Here is a 17,922-nt window from a genome sequence, read left to right as displayed (position 1 = left end):
CTACATTTTATCATGTTTTCCACCATTGATGCACCTATCAACTGTAATAATTTGAAAATAACTCACTTGTGAATAGCAAAATTGTATAACTTTATGTACAATCAAGTTATAATGAAAATTATGAAATTCAGCGTTATTTAAAGGAGTATTTTAATGGAAACTTCTACTCGGACATTAAATAAATCATTTTTAGAACGAATTGATTGGCGTTTAATAACAATCATCGCTTTACTGTTTGGAACAAGTTGTCTCATCATCAGTTCTGCCATGTCAGGTGGACAATATGAAACAAACTTCTTATCTAAACAGATTTTATATTACATACTCGGCTTTATATTGGCGATATTTTTAATGTTTATATCTCCTAAAACATTACGTAAATATGTATGGATTATATACATAATTGGTAACCTCTCACTTATTGGTTTACTTGTGTTACCTGAATCAAGTTTCACACCAGTCATCAATGGTGCTAAAAGTTGGTACAGACTTGGTCCAATCAGTATTCAACCTTCCGAATTTATGAAAGTTGTACTCATATTGGCACTTGCAAATGTCGTTTATCAACATAATCGATTCACCTACACTAAAACATTATCGAGAGATTTAAATTTACTTATTAAAATCGCACTTACTGCTTGTGTACCTATGCTCTTAATCCTTTTACAGAATGACTTAGGGACTACTTTAGTGTTAATGGCAATCATATTAGGTATTATCATCGTTTCAGGTGTTACGTGGAGAATACTTGCACCTGCTTTTATAGGATTATTCGCAATTGGGTCAAGTCTCATCTTGCTTATGATTTTTAAACCAAGTATCATCGAGAAAATCTCTGGTATAAAAACATATCAACTCGGTCGTATCAACTCTTGGTTAGATCCTTATGCATATAGTTCAGGAGACGGTTATCATTTAACTGAATCATTAAAAGCAATTGGCTCTGGACAATTATTTGGTAAAGGTTTAAATAATGGTGAAGTTTATATACCAGAAAACCATACCGATTTTATTTTCTCAATCATCGGAGAAGAATTTGGATTTATAGGGACTATGGTTGTGTTACTTATATTCTTAGCTTTATTTATACACTTAATTAGATTAGCAACATCAACAAGCCATCCTTTCAATGTAATGTTTATTATTGGTTATCTATCATTCGTATTGTTCCATGTTGTACAAAACATAGGCATGACAATTCAATTATTACCAATTACAGGTATCCCATTACCATTCATTAGTTATGGAGGATCAGCACTTTGGTCATTAATGGCTGGTGTAGGTATATTATTATCTATCTTCTATCACGAAAAAGATGCTTTCACAGTTTCTAAAAAGGGAGAGGGACAGAAATCTAATTTATAAAAAAGATTTCGTAGTCCCGCCCCGGCAAGGATGACTAGAGTTGAAAAAAGCTTGATACAAGCGCATTTTCAACTCAGTCATCTACTGCCAATAATATAAAAACGACTGAGTCAATATTGTCTCAGTCGTTTTTATGTAGAAATATGAGAAAGATATCTCGGCTCTTACCCCTAACTCTTCGTGCGTTTGACACCTAATCGCACGATATCTCAATGAATCATTCTAATTTTATTCAAATTTGTATAGATAGACAAAAGAGCTGAACATCTATAGACGTTCAGCTCTCTTACCTAAAATACACCATTATTTATTTCAATTTGTTTGCAGCTACATTCGGCAAACTGCGCATGATTTCAATTCGTGACTTAGTTTCTGTTATGTTTACGCCTAATGATGATAAAAGTTTGACCACATTCTTTACCTTTGACTTAGGTTCATTCATGGGTACCACCTCTTATTCAAATTAAATACCTTAAGTACATTCTACTCTAAAATATTCAATTTGACTATAGTTCATTTGGACGATATTGTAATTTTTTTGTTTAATTTATTAATTTCATACAAAAAAACTGACTGCTAGCTTCAACTAACAATCAGTTTCTTTAAAACTTTATCTTTAAACAACTTCATATCCTGCGTCAAAGATTGCATTTTCAATATTATCGATACTTGCTGGATCTTGATATACAACGCGTACTTGATTATCATCAGGACTTGCAACTACTTCACTTACGCCAATTAATTGTCCTACAGATTCTTCTACTGCTTGTTTACAATGTGCACATGACATACCTTCAACATTAATAATTTGTTCTTTCATAGTTAACACTCCTATATATAAATTTAGATTATTTAATATCTTTTCATTCAATTATATTCATATGTTCCAGGCTGGTCAATTACAACCTTTTCATTTTGTTTTTAAATGTATTATACTGGATAAAAGATAAAGAAACGGAGGCATTGATATGAACTTTCCCCCATATTTTTCATTTGATTTTTCCATTATAATATCAGTGCTATTGATTCTAGCTTTTATATTAAACGTTGTATTCGGATTTGTAATCATCTTTTTAGAACGTAGAGAAGCTGGCGCAATATGGGCATGGTTGCTTGTATTATTATTTGTTCCAATATTAGGGTTCATACTCTATTTATTATTCGGTAGGCAAATTCAAAACAAAAGTATATTCAACTTAGATGAGCAAGATAAAATCGGTCTCGAACATATCATCAATGAACAAATTAAAGCCATAGATGAAAATAATTTTGAGATTGATAAACCAGAAATATTTAATTATAAGCATTTGATACATATGCTTTTATATAATAATTCTGCTTTCTTAACAACAGATAATAAAGTGAAGATGTTTACTGATGGTCATGACAAATTTGATGCACTCATCGAAGATATTAGAAATGCGGAAGAATACATTCACATTCAATATTACATTTTTAAAAAGGACAATTTAGGAAAGAAAATTCTTTATGAGTTAGAAAAGAAATTACAAGAAGGTTTAGAAGTTAAAATGTTATACGATGACATGGGTTCTCGTAAACTTAACTTATCTTCATTCAAGAAATTCAGAGCACAAGGTGGCGAAGTTGCCAGTTTCTTCCCTTCTAAATTACCGTTAATTAATTTTAGAATGAACAATAGAAACCACAGAAAGATTGTCGTGATTGATGGGAAAATTGGTTACGTTGGCGGTTTCAATGTTGGCGACGAATACCTTGGCCTTGATAAAAAATTCGGGTACTGGAGAGACACACATTTGAGACTTGAAGGTGACTCTGTAAATGCACTTCAATTAAGATTTATGATGGACTGGAACTCACAATCAACACGTGACAAAATGCGTTATGATACGAGATATTTCCCTGATGTTGATTCCGGCGGTAAGATTGGTATCCAAATTGCATCGAGTGGTCCAGATGAAGATTGGGAACAAATTAAATACGGCTATTTAAAAATGATTTCAGAAGCAAAACGTCATATTTATATCCAAACTCCTTATTTCATTCCTGATTTATCGTTCTTAGATGCTATTAAGATTGCTGCCCTTTCAGGTGTCGATGTTAATGTTATGATTCCAAACAAACCTGATCATCCTTTTGTTTATTGGGCAACTTACGCAAATGTTGGTGATTTAATTAAAGCAGGCGTTAATGTTCATATTTATGAAAATGGATTTATTCATACTAAGATGGTAGCGATAGATGATGAAGTTGTGAGTATTGGTACAGCAAATATGGATAATAGAAGTTTCGTACTTAACTTTGAAGTAAATGCATTCATATACGATGAAGAAATCGCGAAAAATTCACGCCTAGCATATGAACGTGATATGGCGTATTCATCAGTTCTTACAGTAGAAAAATACGATAATAGAAGTACGTGGATTAAACTTAAAGAAGGCATCGCAAGACTGTTGTCTCCATTACTATAATCCAACAGCTTTAGAGAACCTTACTTAAGGAGAACAACATGAACAAAATTGAGATTATTAAACACGCTGAACAATACGTTCAGCGTATACATCAAAATGATACAACTGGTCATGATATAGAACACATCATGCGCGTAAGACATCACGCGTTAGATATTGCATCAAATGAAGACGTTGATACATTTGTAGTTGAATTAGCGAGTTTATTACATGATACTGTGGATAAAAAATTATTCAAAGATCCTAATCAAGCTTGGCACCAACTCAATCAATGGATGAATGATATGCAGTTATCAGATGAAATTCAAACTGAAGTTACACATATTCTTAAATATATCAGCTTTAACGGTGGAAACAATCACGGTAAATTAAATAGTCTAGCTGGTAAAATCGTTCAAGATGCAGATAGAATAGATGCAATTGGTGCAATAGGCATTGCTCGAACTTTCCAATATTCCGGTCATTTCAAAGAACCAATGCATATCTCTGGTCAATCACCTAGAAATTTAAGCGAGTTAAATCAAGATCAATATCATAATGAACCAAACACAGCAATAAATCATTTTTATGAAAAACTCTTATTATTAAAAGACGGCATGAACACACAAAGAGGCTTACAACTTGCCGAAGAACGTCACCAATTTATGGAACAGTTTTTAGAACAATTTTATAAAGAATGGAATATACAATAAAAAAACAGCGAATCGATATGCCGATTCGCTGTTTTTTATATGCTATTAAATAATAACTTATTTCTTTTTCTTATTAGAAACGAGCTTAGCTGGTTTCTTTTCTTTATTTGCTTCTTCTTGGTTCTTCTCGTGTGCTTCAATAATTGGTTTCATCTCTTCTTCAACTTTTTTAGTGTAGAAGACATTACCTAACCATGTTTGCACTACAAGGAATGCACCACCGACAGCCCAATATAAACCTAATGCTGAAGCTGAAATGTAAGACATCCAAATGATCATAATTGGAGAGATAAACATCATCATTCTCATCATATTCTTCTGTTCGTCTGGAACATTAGCATACTTCATTGATACATATGCTTGTAACGCATATATAATACCCGCTATTATCGTAATGAAAATATCAGGTTCAGTTAAATTAAACCATAGGAAATGAGGATATTCTGTAATTCCACCTTGTGTTGGATATTTCAATACATAGAATAGTCCCATAACGATAGGCATTTGTATAACGATTGGTAAACAACCCATATTCATTGGATTAATACCATGTTTTTTATACAATGTCATCATTTCTTGATTCGCTGCCATTTTTTCTTCTTGCGTACGTGCGCGTTTTACTTTCTCTTGAATTGCTTCCATTTCTGGTTTAGCAAGTTTCATTTTTTCACGCATTAACTTTTGATTCTTATACGTCTTCATCATAAATGGGAATAACGCAAAACGTACAATTAAAGTAATTAAAATAATTGCTAGACCGTAATTGTGATTTAAATTCGCACCAAGCCAATGTATTAAACTATCCATTGGTTTTACAAATGTATTATAAAAGAATCCATCCCTATTTTCAGGTTTAGAATAATCACACCCTGCTAGCACAACCATCACACCAAATAATAATGGCCACAAAGCTTTTTTCTTCATTTTTCCACCTCTATTGATATACTCACATAAATGTAATTCTATCATAGAATGAATGCAACATAAATCAATATCTTATTTTTCTTAAATATTTTTATATTGATTATGAAAGCCCTTCACAGATTGTTCAATATTATTACTTTTGGCAATTGCTGAAATCACACTCACGCCATTTGCCCCTGATTTAATAAGGGCTGGAACATCTTGTGCTGTAATGCCACCTATAGCAACAATTGGTATCGTTGGATTTAACTTTCTCATATTTTTAATCAGTTCATAGCCACCTTCTACCCCAGCATCTGCTTTCGAATCTGTGGCGTGTATTGGACCTGTACCGATATAATCTACTTCTGTAATATTTGATTTTTGATATTCTTCTTCATTTGCTACGCTTAAACCGACAATCTTACCTTTAAAGTGGTCGATAAATGATTGTACCTTAAGATCATCTTGGCCAACGTGAATACCATCCACATTTAATTTGATTGCTAATTCTACGTCATCATTGATGATAAAAGGCACTTTATATTTTTGACATAGTTTAAATAGTGCCTTTGCTAATGCTTCTTTTTCATGGCCAGTTTTGCTATTTGGACCTTTTTCACGAAACTGAAACATAGTAATGCCACCCATTAATGCCTGCTCGACTACGCTATATAAATCGCCATTTGGGACATCTTGACTACCTGCGATGAAGTATACTTTTAAAGTATTTAAATCAAACATCTATTTCACTTCTTTCACTTTCTTGTTATCTTTCACATCGTCTGATGTAATTGCGTTCAATTGATCAATAAAAGCCATCTGGAAAGTACCAGGTAAATGAGCACCTGGTTGTTTACTCGCAAATTCACTTGCGATATTATACGTTGATAGTGCTTCTTCCAACTCTTCTATTTTCACTACTTTTTCATGAGATAGAAATGCTGCAACTACACCACCTAATAAACATCCACCACCAGTTACTTTTGTAAGCATCTCACTGCCATTATGAAGTTCAATAATGCGATTACTACATGCAATTACATCAACTTCACCTGTGATGATAATAGGTATTTTCAATTGTTGGTGTGCTTGTTTAGCGACCTTAACTGCGTCAATCGATTGATCACTATCCGTACCTTTCATCATCGTGTCATCTTCAATTAATGCTAAAACTTCAGAAGCATTACCTCTAATCACATCGACAACTTCATCGTTTAATAATGTCGAACAGAACGTTTTTCTTAAATTCGATGCACCAACTGCAACAGGGTCCAATATTACTGGAACTCCATTTTCATGCATGATTGTCGCATATTCCTTCATATCATAAGCTCTGTCCGTCGTAATTGTTCCAATATTAATTAAGAATGCTCCTGCGTGTTCCGCAAATTCCAATGCCTCATCTGGTTCTTCACTCATCGCCGGGCTTGCACCAAGCGATATTAATCCATTCGCAGTAAAATTCTTCACAACATCGTTTGTATAACATACGACAAGTGGTTTACTTACTCTTAGACTTTCTAATTTACTCATAATCTAACCCCTCAATTTTTTGGTAAGCAAAATGATTTACAGGACCTTGTCCTTTACCAATTTCAGGTGTATGCTGAATCGCTAAAGTGATAAATCGCTTAGCAGTATGCACCGCTTCTTCAATCGTATGTCCTTTAGCCAATTCTGCTGTTATCACCGCGCTAAATGTACAGCCTGTACCATGTGTATGCTTAGTATTGAATCTTTCACTCGTCCAATGCTTAATACCTTCATTAGTAAATAAATAATCGATGGCATCTCCTTCAAGATGACCACCTTTGATCACAACGCCTTTTGAACCAATTTCATTTAAAAAGAAAGCGCCTGCTTTTTTTATTTCTTCTTCAGTTTGTATTTTAAAACCAACAATTTCTTCTGCTTCTGGAATATTAGGTGTAACCACTGTCGCTAAACTCAGAAGTATTTCTTTAAGTTTATTTTTACCTTGCTCATCCATTAATGCATCTCCACTTTTCGCAACCATCACAGGATCTATCACGTAAGGTTTATTAGATGCTTCAATATATGGCTTGATAGCGTTCATCATTCCTTCTGAAGCAATCATCCCTGTCTTAATTGCATGTGGTTGTTCATCATCGAAGACACTCTTTAACTGACTTTCAATAACATCTACTGTTAAATGATGCACAGCTTGAACACCAAGCGTATTTTGAGACACAATACTCGTAGGTACGGCCATTCCATATACACCGGATGCTTGGAATGATTTTAAATCCGCCATTATTCCGGCACCACCTGTTGGATCTGTCCCAGCGATTGTAAGTGCAATTTTAGGCTTCTTCATATTGATTCACCTCAAACTCCCAATCTTCAATTTGATGTGCCATTTTAAAGAAATTACGTTCATGAACTGTACTTTCTAAGAAATTTCTTTCCACAACAGCTATAGCTTCTTCACTATTATGTTGGCTAAAATCATTTAACCAATTATCTAAAATGTCCATGAGTTCATCCATACCCTTATAATAGAATTCAAACCACGCCTTTAATTCATGATCCTCTGAAAAGTCATTACGTTCAATTGCCATTTGTGCTAGTTTTCTATATACATAAGGACATGGTGCCATAGCTGCTACTGTATATGCGACATCATCATGCGCGTAAGCATTGTAATACATATGCTTAATATAATGATCCGCAGTTGGATACCATGATCCATCTTTTATAATTTCTTGATATGATTCTCCAATATAGTCAGCAAGGATTTGATGTGCCCCTACTTCACCTGAAGAAGCAAATTCAATCTGTTCAAGTAAAAATTTTAATTCTGATTTAGAATTTATTTTAGGTATTAATAACGCATATACTTTTGCAAATTCATTTAAATATTTAGAATCTGCTTTTAAATAATGTTTTAACGCTTCTTTAGAAATATCACCATCGATCAATCCTTGTATAAAATCATCTTTATAAATTTCCTCAATGATCGGTTGCACTTTCTGTTTTAATCTGTCTGTAAAAAGCATTTTCCCACTCCTAATATTAAATTTCTCAATAAAAAAATGACCTCTTTCATAAAAAAGAAGTCAATTAACAATAGGTATATACGTTAATTAACTGCTTTCCTACGTTGGCATTACCCAAATCAGGTTATAAGGGACTGATTAATATCATCTCAGCCATTAAGGCGCCCCTAGCAGTCATTTACTTATTTAGTTAAATTAAGATTATCAAATAGAATCATTATGGTCAAATTAAAAAAATCGCCAAGGATATTTCCTAGGCGATTGGATTAATGTAATTAAATTTTCAACTTTTTAGCTTACCACCAGTTATTTTGAGAACGGAATGCAATCGCTGCATCAACTGAACCATAACGTTGTTTAGCGTAGTTAAGCATACCTTTTGTTTGTGTTTCTACTGAACCAGTTCCCCATGCTTCTTTCGTTTGACCAAGACCTCTGTAACCTAATTCATTTACAGCGTTTGGATTACCGCTTGATTCTGGTAATACGATTGTATTCCACATAGCTTCAGTACCACCTGCAGCTAAGAATTGAGCTTTAGTAGATCCACCAGTACTAGCTGTTGACGTTTGTGTTGTTTGAACACGTTGTGCTGGTGCTTGGTAACTTTGTTGAGCAGGCGCTTTATATGATTGTGCTGGCGCTTGGTAGCTTTGTTGTTGTGTTGGTGCTTGATAAGTTTGTTGTGCTGACGCTTGGTTAGATTGAACCGGCGCTTGTTGAGCAGCAGGCGCTTGTGCAGGAACTGCAGATTGCGCAGGTGCTTGTAATGATAATTTTTGACCAACAATAATCAAGTCTGATGATAAATTATTCCAAGCTTTTAATTGTGAAACTGTAACATCATATTTAGATGCAATCTTACTTAAAGTATCTCCCGCAACTACAGTATATTCTGTAGTAGATTGTGAAGCTTCTTTTGCTTCGTTAATCTTGATAACTTGATTTGGTAAGATTAAGTTAGAAGTTAAACCATTTTCTGATTTAAGTGCACTAACTGTAGTTCCATATTGTTGTGAAATACTATGTAAAGTATCTCCTGATTTTACTGTATGACTTGCTGCATCAGCTGTAGCTGTTACCCCTGTAGTAACTGCAACAGCAGCCGTTGACACTGCTAATAGTTTTTTCATGATTAAATGTTTCCTCCCGTGAGATTCACTTTTTATATGATTTTTACTGTTTAAACTATACCATTATTTTTCGTGACATAGGTTACAACAATATAAAAAAAATCTGGCAAACATTACAGTTTTATGACAATGATTTCCAAGTAATATTACTACATTACTTTTTAGAAAACCTTGATTTACAGGCGTATATTTAGATTGAGCAAAATCAATTATCAGACAATTTGTCATATTTCTGTAATTTGTTATCCAATTATAAATGATTATGTATACTTGCTGCCCTACAGCAAGACAGCAAGTTTTTGAAAAGATTCAATATTTATAAAAAAAAATAGGAAGTACAATCTATGAAACAACCAACATACTCAATAGCTATTTCGGAGGATCCGGGGAAGATGTTGTTACTTTACGTGCATCGTTATCACCTTGTGACTCTGAATTGATAACTTTTATCGCATGACTATATTTATCATACATTTCATCACTCACACTTTGTTGACTACTTTCACGCACATGATGCATCGCTCGCTGTTTCTCTTTGTGGATTTGTGAAGATAAATCATTTGAATAACTCTCAACACTTTCACTTATTAATTCATGTATATCTTCTTTACTTTGAGGAAAAGAACCTTTAGAAGATGCAGGCATATTTAAAAATTTAATGGTTTCACAAATAATTTCAGTTATAAATTGCTTTTTATCTTCTTTCATATATGCCCTTGTCTGAATTTGACCAGTTAATGCAATTAATTGCCCTTTCCTCGTATATTCATGAATGTTATACGCTAGCTTTCCAAACGCTTTACATACGATAAAGTCTACCGCCATATTTCCATCTTTACCTTTGTAACCACGTTCAACAGCTAAACAAAATGTTGAGATCATCATTTCACCCTTTTTAAAAAATGATGGGTCTTTCGTTAATCGGCCTACTAGAACAGATTTATTTAACATATTCTCACCTCCTTTAACCTTAATATAAAGTGATGCACACTTTTTCGTCAAAATGGAAAAATGGAAATAAACAGTAACTAAATCCTACAATTTCCAATGTTTATTTTTATTTTTCTCATAAGTGCTTTATAATGGATATCAAAGTTGAAGATTCGTAGATTTAACTAAGAGGAGGTTGTTTATGAAAACATTTAAAGCAGTCCGATTTCAAATTGTTAATGATGAACAAATTACTGAATATGAATTATTAGATGGAATAATAATTAATAAAGAAAATAGTGGTACTGGTTGGTTGTTAGAAATATTGATTTCTGATATTCATCTTGATCAAATGAAAACATATTATGAACAGCAAACTTTGCTAGACACACGTGTCGTTATCACTAGACCATCAAATGATCCAGCACTTTTTGATGCGACGATTAAATATATTCAAGAGCTTGGAACTCAAATATCAGTCGTTTTTGAATGTCATATTTATACTTTAAGACAAGTGTATGCTGAACGATTATTAGAACAATTAATTGATGAAGGATTATCCGGGGATGAATTAAAAACATCGTTTAATAGATTGATGCAATCTAAACCTAAACTTAAAGACGAAAAAAGTAATATTTAAAAAAGCTAGGACACATTGTCCTAGCTTTTTATTTTATTGATCTACAATTGCAAAACTAATTTCACAACTACAAGCTATTTCACCATCAACGGTAGCTTTTGCAGTTCCTTTGCCAATTGGACCTTTAATTTTAGTTATTTCTACTTCTAATTTTAATGTATCACCAGGTGTTACCTGTTTTTTAAATCGACATTTATCAATGCCAGCGAACATTGCTAATTTACCTTCATTTTCTTCTAAGCGTAACATTGCAACAGCTCCAGTTTGTGCTAAAGCTTCTACAATAAGTACACCAGGCATAACGGCATAATCAGGAAAATGCCCTTGGAAAAATGGTTCATTCCCAGCTACTTGCTTAATACCTACACAACGTTTACCGTCTTCTAATTCTACAATACGATCAAGTAGTAAGAATGGGTAACGATGTGGAATAATTTTTTTAATTTCGTTAAAGTCGTATATTGTTTCCATTATGAATTGCCTCCAGTTAATTCAAAGATGTGTTGCCATGTTTCAGGATTAAATACACCAAATGGATTTTGAAGAATACCATAACCAATCATAGTCCCAACAATAAATAATATAATCATTAAAACGATTAGAATGAGAAATTTAATCCATAAAGGAATAACACGATGTTCAATTTCGACACCTTGAACCGTTTCTACTCTATTTTTTTGAATTTTTTCTTTTACTTTCGCATATAATGACTTACGCTCTTTATTGTCTGACCTTGTTGATTGTGATTCACTCATACTAAACCCTCGCTTTATCGTTTAACTTACCATTATCATTTATGCGTTCTATATCCGCACCTAATGCTTTTAGTTTACCATGAAAATCAACATAACCTCTATCTAAATGTTTTAATTCAGTAACATTTGTATAACCATCAGAAACAAGTCCAGCAAGTATTAATGATGCACCCGCTCTTAAATCTGTTGCTTTAACATCTGCACCTTGTAATGAACTGTTTCCAGTAATCATTGCACTTCTACCATTAATAAAGATATCTGCATTCATGCGTTTAAACTCTTCTACGTGCATAAATCTATTTTCAAATACTGTTTCTGTTACTTTACTAGTACCATTAGCAGTTAGTAATAATGCCATGATTTGAGATTGCATGTCTGTAGGGAAGCCTGGATGTGGCATTGTTTTAACATCTATCGGTTTAAGTTCACCTGGAACTTGAATGTTTAAACCATCTTCAATGTCAGTAATTTGTACGCCAGCTTCTTCTAACTTAGACACTAAACTACTCATGTGTTCTCTAATTGCACCAATCACATTAACATTCCCTCTAGTGATCGCACTAGCAATCATAAATGTACCTGCTTCAATTCTATCAGGTATAATTGAATGTTCTGCACCGTGTAATTCTTTAACACCAGTAATTCTTACTGTATCTGTACCAGCACCGTGTACTTGTGCGCCCATTTCATTTAAATAATTAGCTAAATCTACAATTTCAGGTTCTCTAGCTACATTTTGAATTTCAGTTTTGCCTTCTGCTAATACTGCTGCCATCATGATATTTTGTGTAGCACCAACACTTGGGAAGTCTAAATAAATCTTGCTTCCTTTTAGACCATTTGGTGTTGTTGCTTCAATATATCCATTATGCAATTCTATTTCAGCACCAAGAGCTTCAAAACCTTTTAAATGTTGCTCAATTGGACGTGAACCTATTGCACATCCGCCAGGTAATGCTACGCGAGCATGACCTTCTCTTGCTAATAGAGGACCCATTACTAATATGCTGGCTCTCATTTTACTCACATATTCATAAGGTGCTTCTATTTTCAATGTTTTTGATGCATCCACTTTAACAGTATTTTGATCTGCATCGTATTCAATTTCAGCATTTAAATGTGTTAAAACTGTATTTATAGTATCTACGTCACTCAATTTTGGTACGTTAGTTAACGTACTTTGTCCATTATTCGGTAAGAGTGTAGCTGTTAATATTGGTAGTACCGCGTTCTTTGCCCCTTCAACGACGACTGTGCCATTAAGCGTTGCTCCGCCTTTTACGACGATTTTATCCATATAATTATCCTCCAAAAAACTTCACTATTATTTATTTTACAAAAGTATATATTTGTTTAATACACATATTTACCCATTTATAAACATCACCAAAACATTATACTACTTTTTGTTGTTTTTTCATATATTTTTGTAATTTTTACTAATTATTAGAAAAGCAATTTTAATTGTAGCGAATATTGAAGAATATCCAAAATAAAACGACTCACACCTGTTCCTAAAATTATTGCAAGTATAATTATAAATGCCTGAGCTTGTGCAACATGATTTTTCTTAAAAATATTTTCTAAACGAATGCCTTGTAGTGCCCAAAATGCTAAATATACACAAACTACATGCAAAAAGAGCCCTATAACGCCTAATTGTCCGTAATATTCCATCTTAACTACTCCTTCTACACAACCAAAAAGCTGAGACATAACCATGTCCCAGCCTTTTGAAATATTATCTAAATTTAGCCACTTCAATTCGATTAATCGCACGATGCAACGCACGTTCAGCACGCTTAAAGTCAACATCATCACCATTGTTATTCAATCGCTCTTCTGCTCGTTCTTTAGAATTAATCGCACGGTCTTTGTCTATTTCTTCAGCAGTTTCTGCCGCTTGAACTAGAACTGTAACTTTCTTGGTTCTAACTTCAACAAACCCTTCGGAAACAGCTAAATACTCTGTACCACTTGTTTTGTTTACTTTAATATATCCAGTTTTTAAAGCTGCAACAGTTGGAATATGACCAGCCATTACACCCATTTCACCAGTTTCTGTATGTAAAACAACAAGTTCTACTTCTTTTGCTGAGTAAACAGATCCATTAGGAGTGACAACATCTAAGGTAAATGTATTCATTTTCCATTCCTCCTAATTATTATTAGACCTCTACACCCATGTTTTTAGCATTTTCAAGAACTGCTTCAATACCACCGACTAAACGGAAAGCATCTTCTGGGATATGGTCATATTGTCCATCTAGTATTGCTTTAAAGTCTTGTACAGTTTGGCTTACTGGTACGTATGAACCTTTTTGACCAGTAAATTGTTCTGCTACGTGGAAGTTTTGAGATAAGAAGAACTGGATACGACGTGCACGTTCAACAGTCTTTTTATCTTCGTCTGATAATTCATCCATACCAAGAATTGCAATTATATCTTGTAATTCACGATATTTTTGTAACGTTTGTTGAACTCTTCTTGCTACATCATAGTGCTCATCTCCAACAATTTCTGGTGTTAAAGCACGAGATGTAGAAGCTAATGGGTCAACAGCTGGGTAAATACCCATTTCAGTTAATTTACGTTCTAAGTTTGTAGTTGCATCTAAGTGAGCAAATGCTGTAGCTGGCGCTGGGTCAGTATAGTCATCGGCTGGTACGAATACTGCTTGAATTGATGTAACAGATCCTTTATTTGTAGATGTAATACGTTCTTGTAATTGTCCCATTTCTGTTGCAAGTGTTGGTTGGTAACCAACGGCAGAAGGCATACGTCCTAATAACGCTGATACCTCAGAACCTGCTTGCGTAAATCTGAAAATGTTGTCAATGAATAGTAATACATCTTGACCTTGTTCATCACGGAAATATTCAGCCATTGTTAAACCAGATAATGCAACTCTAGCACGTGCACCAGGTGGCTCGTTCATTTGACCAAATACCATTGCTGTTTTCTTAATTACACCTGAGTCACTCATTTCATAGTATAAATCATTACCTTCACGTGTACGTTCACCTACACCTGCGAATACTGATATACCACCATGCTCTTGTGCAATGTTATTAATTAATTCTTGGATAAGTACAGTTTTACCAACACCGGCACCACCGAATAGTCCGATTTTACCACCTTTAATATAAGGTGCTAATAGGTCTACTACTTTAATACCTGTCTCAAGAATTTCTACTTTAGTAGATAATTCTTCAAATTTAGGTGCGATACGATGAATTGGGTCACGACGGACACTTTCATCAATTTCTTCACCTAAGTCAATTTTTTCACCTAATACATTGAAAACGCGTCCTAATGTAGCATCTCCAACAGGTACAGAAATTGGTCTGCCTGTATCCGTAACTTCTTGTCCACGTTGAACACCGTCAGTTGACGCCATTGCGATTGAACGTACAACATCATCACCAAGGTGTATTGCAACTTCTAATGCTAAATCAAAGCTTGTACCGTCTGGACGGTTAACTTTAACTGTTAAAGCATTATTAAGTTCTGGTAATTCACCATGTGGAAAGCGCACGTCAATAACTGGCCCTGTAATTTGCGTTACTCGGCCTAATCCCATGTAAATTCCTCCTAATCGTTATTCGAGTGCAGCCGCTCCGCCAACAATCTCAGTAATTTGCTGAGTAATTGCAGCTTGTCGCGCTCTATTATATTGTAATGATAAATCATCAATTAATTCAGAAGCGTTATCTGTAGCATTCTTCATAGCCGTCATTCTTGATGCATGTTCACTCGCTTTAGCATCTAATAATGCACCATAAATTAAACTAATTGTATATTGCGGTAAGATAACTTTTAATATTGTTTCTTTATCAGGCTCAAATTCATAACCAGCCATCATTCCTGATCCTTTACCAGTGTCTTCATCAGATAAAGGCAAGATTTTTTTTGATTTAACTTTTTGTTCAAGTACGCTTACGAAATGACTGTAATATACAGTTAATTCATCGTAAAATTCATCGCTGAATAAGTCTACTGCTTTTTCAGTTAATGATTGAACATTTTTAAATGTTGGTTGATCTGGCAAGCCAACATATGCTTCTACTATGTTATATCCTCTTGCTTTAAGGAAATCTCTACCTACACGTCCAACAACAATAATCGCATATTCGTCAGGATTGTTGTTATGTTTTTCTTTAATGTCATTTACTACGTTTTTCAAAACATTAGCACTGTATGGTCCAGCTAATCCTTTGTCACAAGTAATAACTAAATAACCAGAACGTTTAACAGTTCTTTCCTTAAGCATTGGATGTGATACATCTGTACTCTTTGACGCAATTGCAGTTACTGCATCTTGAATCTTATCCATATACGGTTTAAATGCTTTCGTATTCTCTTCTGCTTTACGCAATTTAGAATTTGATACCATGTTCATCGCTTTAGTGATTTGACTCGTTTTTTGCGTTGATGTGATTCTTCCTTTAATTTCTCTTAGTGAAGCCACAATTTCACCACCTTTATTTTAAAGCTTAATATTACTCTACGTGAGATTTATTAAATACTTTTTTAAATGCATCGATTGCTGAAACAAATTTATCATCAGATGGTAATTGTTTTGTTTCACGGATTTCTTTAAATAAATCACTAGCGTTTGCATCGATCCAATTAAAGAATTCATCTTCAAATCGTGTTATATCTTCAACTGGAATATCATCTAAGTGACCTTTTGTTAATGCATATAAGATAACTACTTGACGATCTACAGTTAATGGTTTGTTTTGATCTTGTTTTAATACTTCAACTGTACGTTTACCACGCTCTAATTTTGCTTTAGTTGCTGGGTCTAAGTCTGAACCGAATTGAGCGAATGACTCTAATTCACGGTATGAAGCTAAGTCTAGACGTAATGTACCGGCAACTTTTTTCATTGCTTTAATTTGAGCTGAACCACCAACACGAGATACTGATAAACCTGCGTTGATTGCTGGTCTTACACCTGAGAAGAATAAATCAGATTGTAAGAATATTTGTCCGTCTGTAATTGAAATAACGTTTGTTGGTACATATGCAGAAATATCCCCTGCTTGAGTTTCAACAAATGGTAGTGCAGTAATTGAACCGCCACCTAAATCGTCATTTAATTTTGCAGCACGTTCTAATAAACGACTGTGTAAGTAGAATACATCACCTGGGTATGCTTCACGACCTGGCGGACGACGAAGTAATAGTGATAATTCACGGTAAGCTGCTGCTTGTTTTGTTAAATCATCATATACGATCAATACATGTTTACCATTAAACATGAACTCTTCACCCATACTTACACCTGCATATGGTGCAATATATAAAAGAGGAGCTGGTTGTGCTGCTGATGCAGATACAACAATTGTATAGTCTAATGCGCCATGTTTACGTAATGTTTCTACTGCTGTACGCACTGTAGATTCTTTTTGACCGATAGCTACATATATACAAATCATGTCTTCGTCTTTTTGGTTAAGAATTGTATCGATTGCTACTGTTGTTTTACCTGTTTGACGATCTCCGATAATTAACTCACGTTGTCCACGACCGATTGGTACAAGAGCATCGATTGCTTTAATACCTGTTTGTAATGGTTCATCAACTGATTTACGATCCATTACGCCTGTCGCAGGTGATTCTACAGGGCGTGTTTTAGAAGTGTTTATTGGACCAAGTCCATCTATAGGTTGACCTAATGGATTAACAACACGTCCAATTAACTCTTCTCCTACAGGTACTTCCATGATACGACCCGTACGTTTAACTTCGTCGCCTTCTTTAATTCCGTCTGCAGGTCCTAATATAACGATACCTACATTATTTTCTTCTAAGTTTTGTGCTAAACCTAAAACGCCAGTATGGAATTCTAATAGTTCGCCTGCCATAACGTCGTTTAAGCCATGAGCTAATGCAATACCATCTCCGACTTGGATTACTGTACCAACATCGGTAACTGACATTTCTGACTCATAGTTTTCAATTTGAGAGCGTAATAAAGCACTGATTTCTTCAGCTTTAATGGCCATCTATGTCACTCCT

At 34.2% G+C, this 17,922-nt stretch carries 21 protein-coding genes and 1 riboswitch; of the genes, 4 read left to right on the top strand and 17 right to left on the bottom strand.

The annotated features are described in order from the left end of the window. The first annotated feature begins 153 nt into the window (after positions 1-153). The gene (locus P3U32_RS03550; protein WP_323704258.1) at positions 154-1,365 is read left to right on the top strand and encodes an FtsW/RodA/SpoVE family cell cycle protein; all 1,212 of its coding nucleotides are present in this window, start codon (positions 154-156) and stop codon (positions 1,363-1,365) included. Positions 1,366-1,672: 307 nt separating this feature from the next. On the opposite strand, the gene P3U32_RS03545 is transcribed toward P3U32_RS03550, so the two are convergent. Together P3U32_RS03545 and P3U32_RS03540 are read right to left on the bottom strand one after the other, a co-directional pair. After that, complete coding sequence (locus P3U32_RS03545; protein WP_323704257.1) at positions 1,673-1,807, bottom strand: Lmo0850 family protein; 135 nt, start codon at positions 1,805-1,807, stop codon at positions 1,673-1,675. Between the two features lie 174 nt (positions 1,808-1,981). Beyond that, positions 1,982-2,185, bottom strand: a complete 204-nt coding sequence (locus P3U32_RS03540; protein ID WP_323704256.1) for a copper ion binding protein — start codon at positions 2,183-2,185, stop codon at positions 1,982-1,984. A 148-nt stretch (positions 2,186-2,333) separates the two neighbouring features. Between P3U32_RS03540 and cls the strand changes: the two genes are divergently transcribed. Next, entirely contained in the window at positions 2,334-3,815 is a 1,482-nt protein-coding gene (gene cls / locus P3U32_RS03535) for a cardiolipin synthase (protein ID WP_323704255.1), read from the top strand. 38 nt (positions 3,816-3,853) lie between these two features. Next, the gene (locus P3U32_RS03530; RefSeq protein WP_323704254.1) at positions 3,854-4,507 is read left to right on the top strand and encodes an HD domain-containing protein; all 654 of its coding nucleotides are present in this window, start codon (positions 3,854-3,856) and stop codon (positions 4,505-4,507) included. A 57-nt stretch (positions 4,508-4,564) separates the two neighbouring features. On the opposite strand, the gene yidC is transcribed toward P3U32_RS03530, so the two are convergent. From yidC to P3U32_RS03495, 7 genes are all read right to left on the bottom strand, one after another. After that, positions 4,565-5,431, bottom strand: a complete 867-nt coding sequence (gene yidC / locus P3U32_RS03525; RefSeq protein ID WP_323704253.1) for a membrane protein insertase YidC — start codon at positions 5,429-5,431, stop codon at positions 4,565-4,567. 81 nt (positions 5,432-5,512) lie between these two features. Beyond that, positions 5,513-6,154, bottom strand: a complete 642-nt coding sequence (gene thiE / locus P3U32_RS03520; RefSeq protein ID WP_323704252.1) for a thiamine phosphate synthase — start codon at positions 6,152-6,154, stop codon at positions 5,513-5,515. Further along, positions 6,155-6,946: a hydroxyethylthiazole kinase gene (gene thiM / locus P3U32_RS03515; protein ID WP_323704251.1), complete on the bottom strand. Its 792-nt coding sequence runs from the start codon at positions 6,944-6,946 to the stop codon at positions 6,155-6,157. After that, positions 6,939-7,751 (bottom strand): bifunctional hydroxymethylpyrimidine kinase/phosphomethylpyrimidine kinase, encoded by an 813-nt coding sequence (thiD, locus tag P3U32_RS03510; protein ID WP_323704250.1) that lies wholly within the window; start codon positions 7,749-7,751, stop codon positions 6,939-6,941. Before thiD ends, thiM begins: the two co-directional genes overlap by 8 nt. After that, positions 7,738-8,433: a thiaminase II gene (gene tenA, locus P3U32_RS03505; protein ID WP_323704249.1), complete on the bottom strand. Its 696-nt coding sequence runs from the start codon at positions 8,431-8,433 to the stop codon at positions 7,738-7,740. The genes thiD and tenA overlap by 14 nt, the downstream gene beginning before the upstream one ends. A 79-nt stretch (positions 8,434-8,512) precedes the next feature. Next, positions 8,513-8,612: riboswitch (TPP riboswitch) on the bottom strand. A gap of 117 nt (positions 8,613-8,729) precedes the next feature. Next, positions 8,730-9,566 carry a LysM peptidoglycan-binding domain-containing protein gene (locus tag P3U32_RS03500; RefSeq protein ID WP_323704248.1) on the bottom strand — a complete coding sequence of 279 codons (837 nt, stop codon included), beginning with the start codon at positions 9,564-9,566 and terminating at the stop codon, positions 8,730-8,732. Between the two features lie 369 nt (positions 9,567-9,935). Further along, a complete protein-coding gene (locus P3U32_RS03495) occupies positions 9,936-10,517 on the bottom strand; it encodes a single-stranded DNA-binding protein (RefSeq protein WP_323704247.1) in 582 nt (193 codons plus the stop codon). Positions 10,518-10,698: 181 nt separating this feature from the next. On the opposite strand from P3U32_RS03495, the gene P3U32_RS03490 reads away from it, so the two are divergent. After that, entirely contained in the window at positions 10,699-11,136 is a 438-nt protein-coding gene (locus P3U32_RS03490; RefSeq protein WP_323704246.1) for a YwpF-like family protein, read from the top strand. A gap of 33 nt (positions 11,137-11,169) precedes the next feature. Here the strand turns inward: P3U32_RS03490 and fabZ are convergent, their stop codons facing one another. The 8 genes from fabZ to atpA form a co-directional block, all read right to left on the bottom strand. After that, on the bottom strand, positions 11,170-11,607 hold the full coding sequence (fabZ, locus tag P3U32_RS03485; RefSeq protein WP_323704245.1) for a 3-hydroxyacyl-ACP dehydratase FabZ: 438 nt from the start codon (positions 11,605-11,607) through the stop codon (positions 11,170-11,172). Beyond that, the gene (locus P3U32_RS03480) at positions 11,607-11,891 is read right to left on the bottom strand and encodes a DNA-directed RNA polymerase subunit beta (protein ID WP_323704244.1); all 285 of its coding nucleotides are present in this window, start codon (positions 11,889-11,891) and stop codon (positions 11,607-11,609) included. Before P3U32_RS03480 ends, fabZ begins: the two co-directional genes overlap by 1 nt. A 1-nt stretch (position 11,892) precedes the next feature. Next, positions 11,893-13,188, bottom strand: coding sequence for a UDP-N-acetylglucosamine 1-carboxyvinyltransferase (gene murA / locus P3U32_RS03475; RefSeq protein WP_323704243.1), 1,296 nt, complete (start codon positions 13,186-13,188; stop codon positions 11,893-11,895). Between the two features lie 149 nt (positions 13,189-13,337). Next, the gene (locus P3U32_RS03470; RefSeq protein ID WP_323704242.1) at positions 13,338-13,568 is read right to left on the bottom strand and encodes a DUF1146 family protein; all 231 of its coding nucleotides are present in this window, start codon (positions 13,566-13,568) and stop codon (positions 13,338-13,340) included. Between the two features lie 64 nt (positions 13,569-13,632). Continuing rightward, on the bottom strand, positions 13,633-14,037 hold the full coding sequence (locus tag P3U32_RS03465; protein ID WP_323704240.1) for a F0F1 ATP synthase subunit epsilon: 405 nt from the start codon (positions 14,035-14,037) through the stop codon (positions 13,633-13,635). Between the two features lie 22 nt (positions 14,038-14,059). After that, positions 14,060-15,475 (bottom strand): F0F1 ATP synthase subunit beta, encoded by a 1,416-nt coding sequence (gene atpD, locus P3U32_RS03460; RefSeq protein WP_323704239.1) that lies wholly within the window; start codon positions 15,473-15,475, stop codon positions 14,060-14,062. 18 nt (positions 15,476-15,493) lie between these two features. After that, positions 15,494-16,363 (bottom strand): ATP synthase F1 subunit gamma, encoded by an 870-nt coding sequence (gene atpG, locus P3U32_RS03455; RefSeq protein WP_323704238.1) that lies wholly within the window; start codon positions 16,361-16,363, stop codon positions 15,494-15,496. Positions 16,364-16,394: 31 nt separating this feature from the next. Then, a complete protein-coding gene (atpA, locus tag P3U32_RS03450; RefSeq protein ID WP_323704237.1) occupies positions 16,395-17,909 on the bottom strand; it encodes a F0F1 ATP synthase subunit alpha in 1,515 nt (504 codons plus the stop codon). Positions 17,910-17,922 lie beyond the last annotated feature (13 nt).

It is taken from the genome of Mammaliicoccus sp. Dog046 (assembly GCF_034039665.1).
Classification (GTDB): Bacteria; Bacillota; Bacilli; order Staphylococcales; family Staphylococcaceae; genus Mammaliicoccus.
The sequence above is the reverse complement of the archived record's forward strand: the minus strand, read 5'-3'. Positions and strand labels throughout refer to the sequence as shown.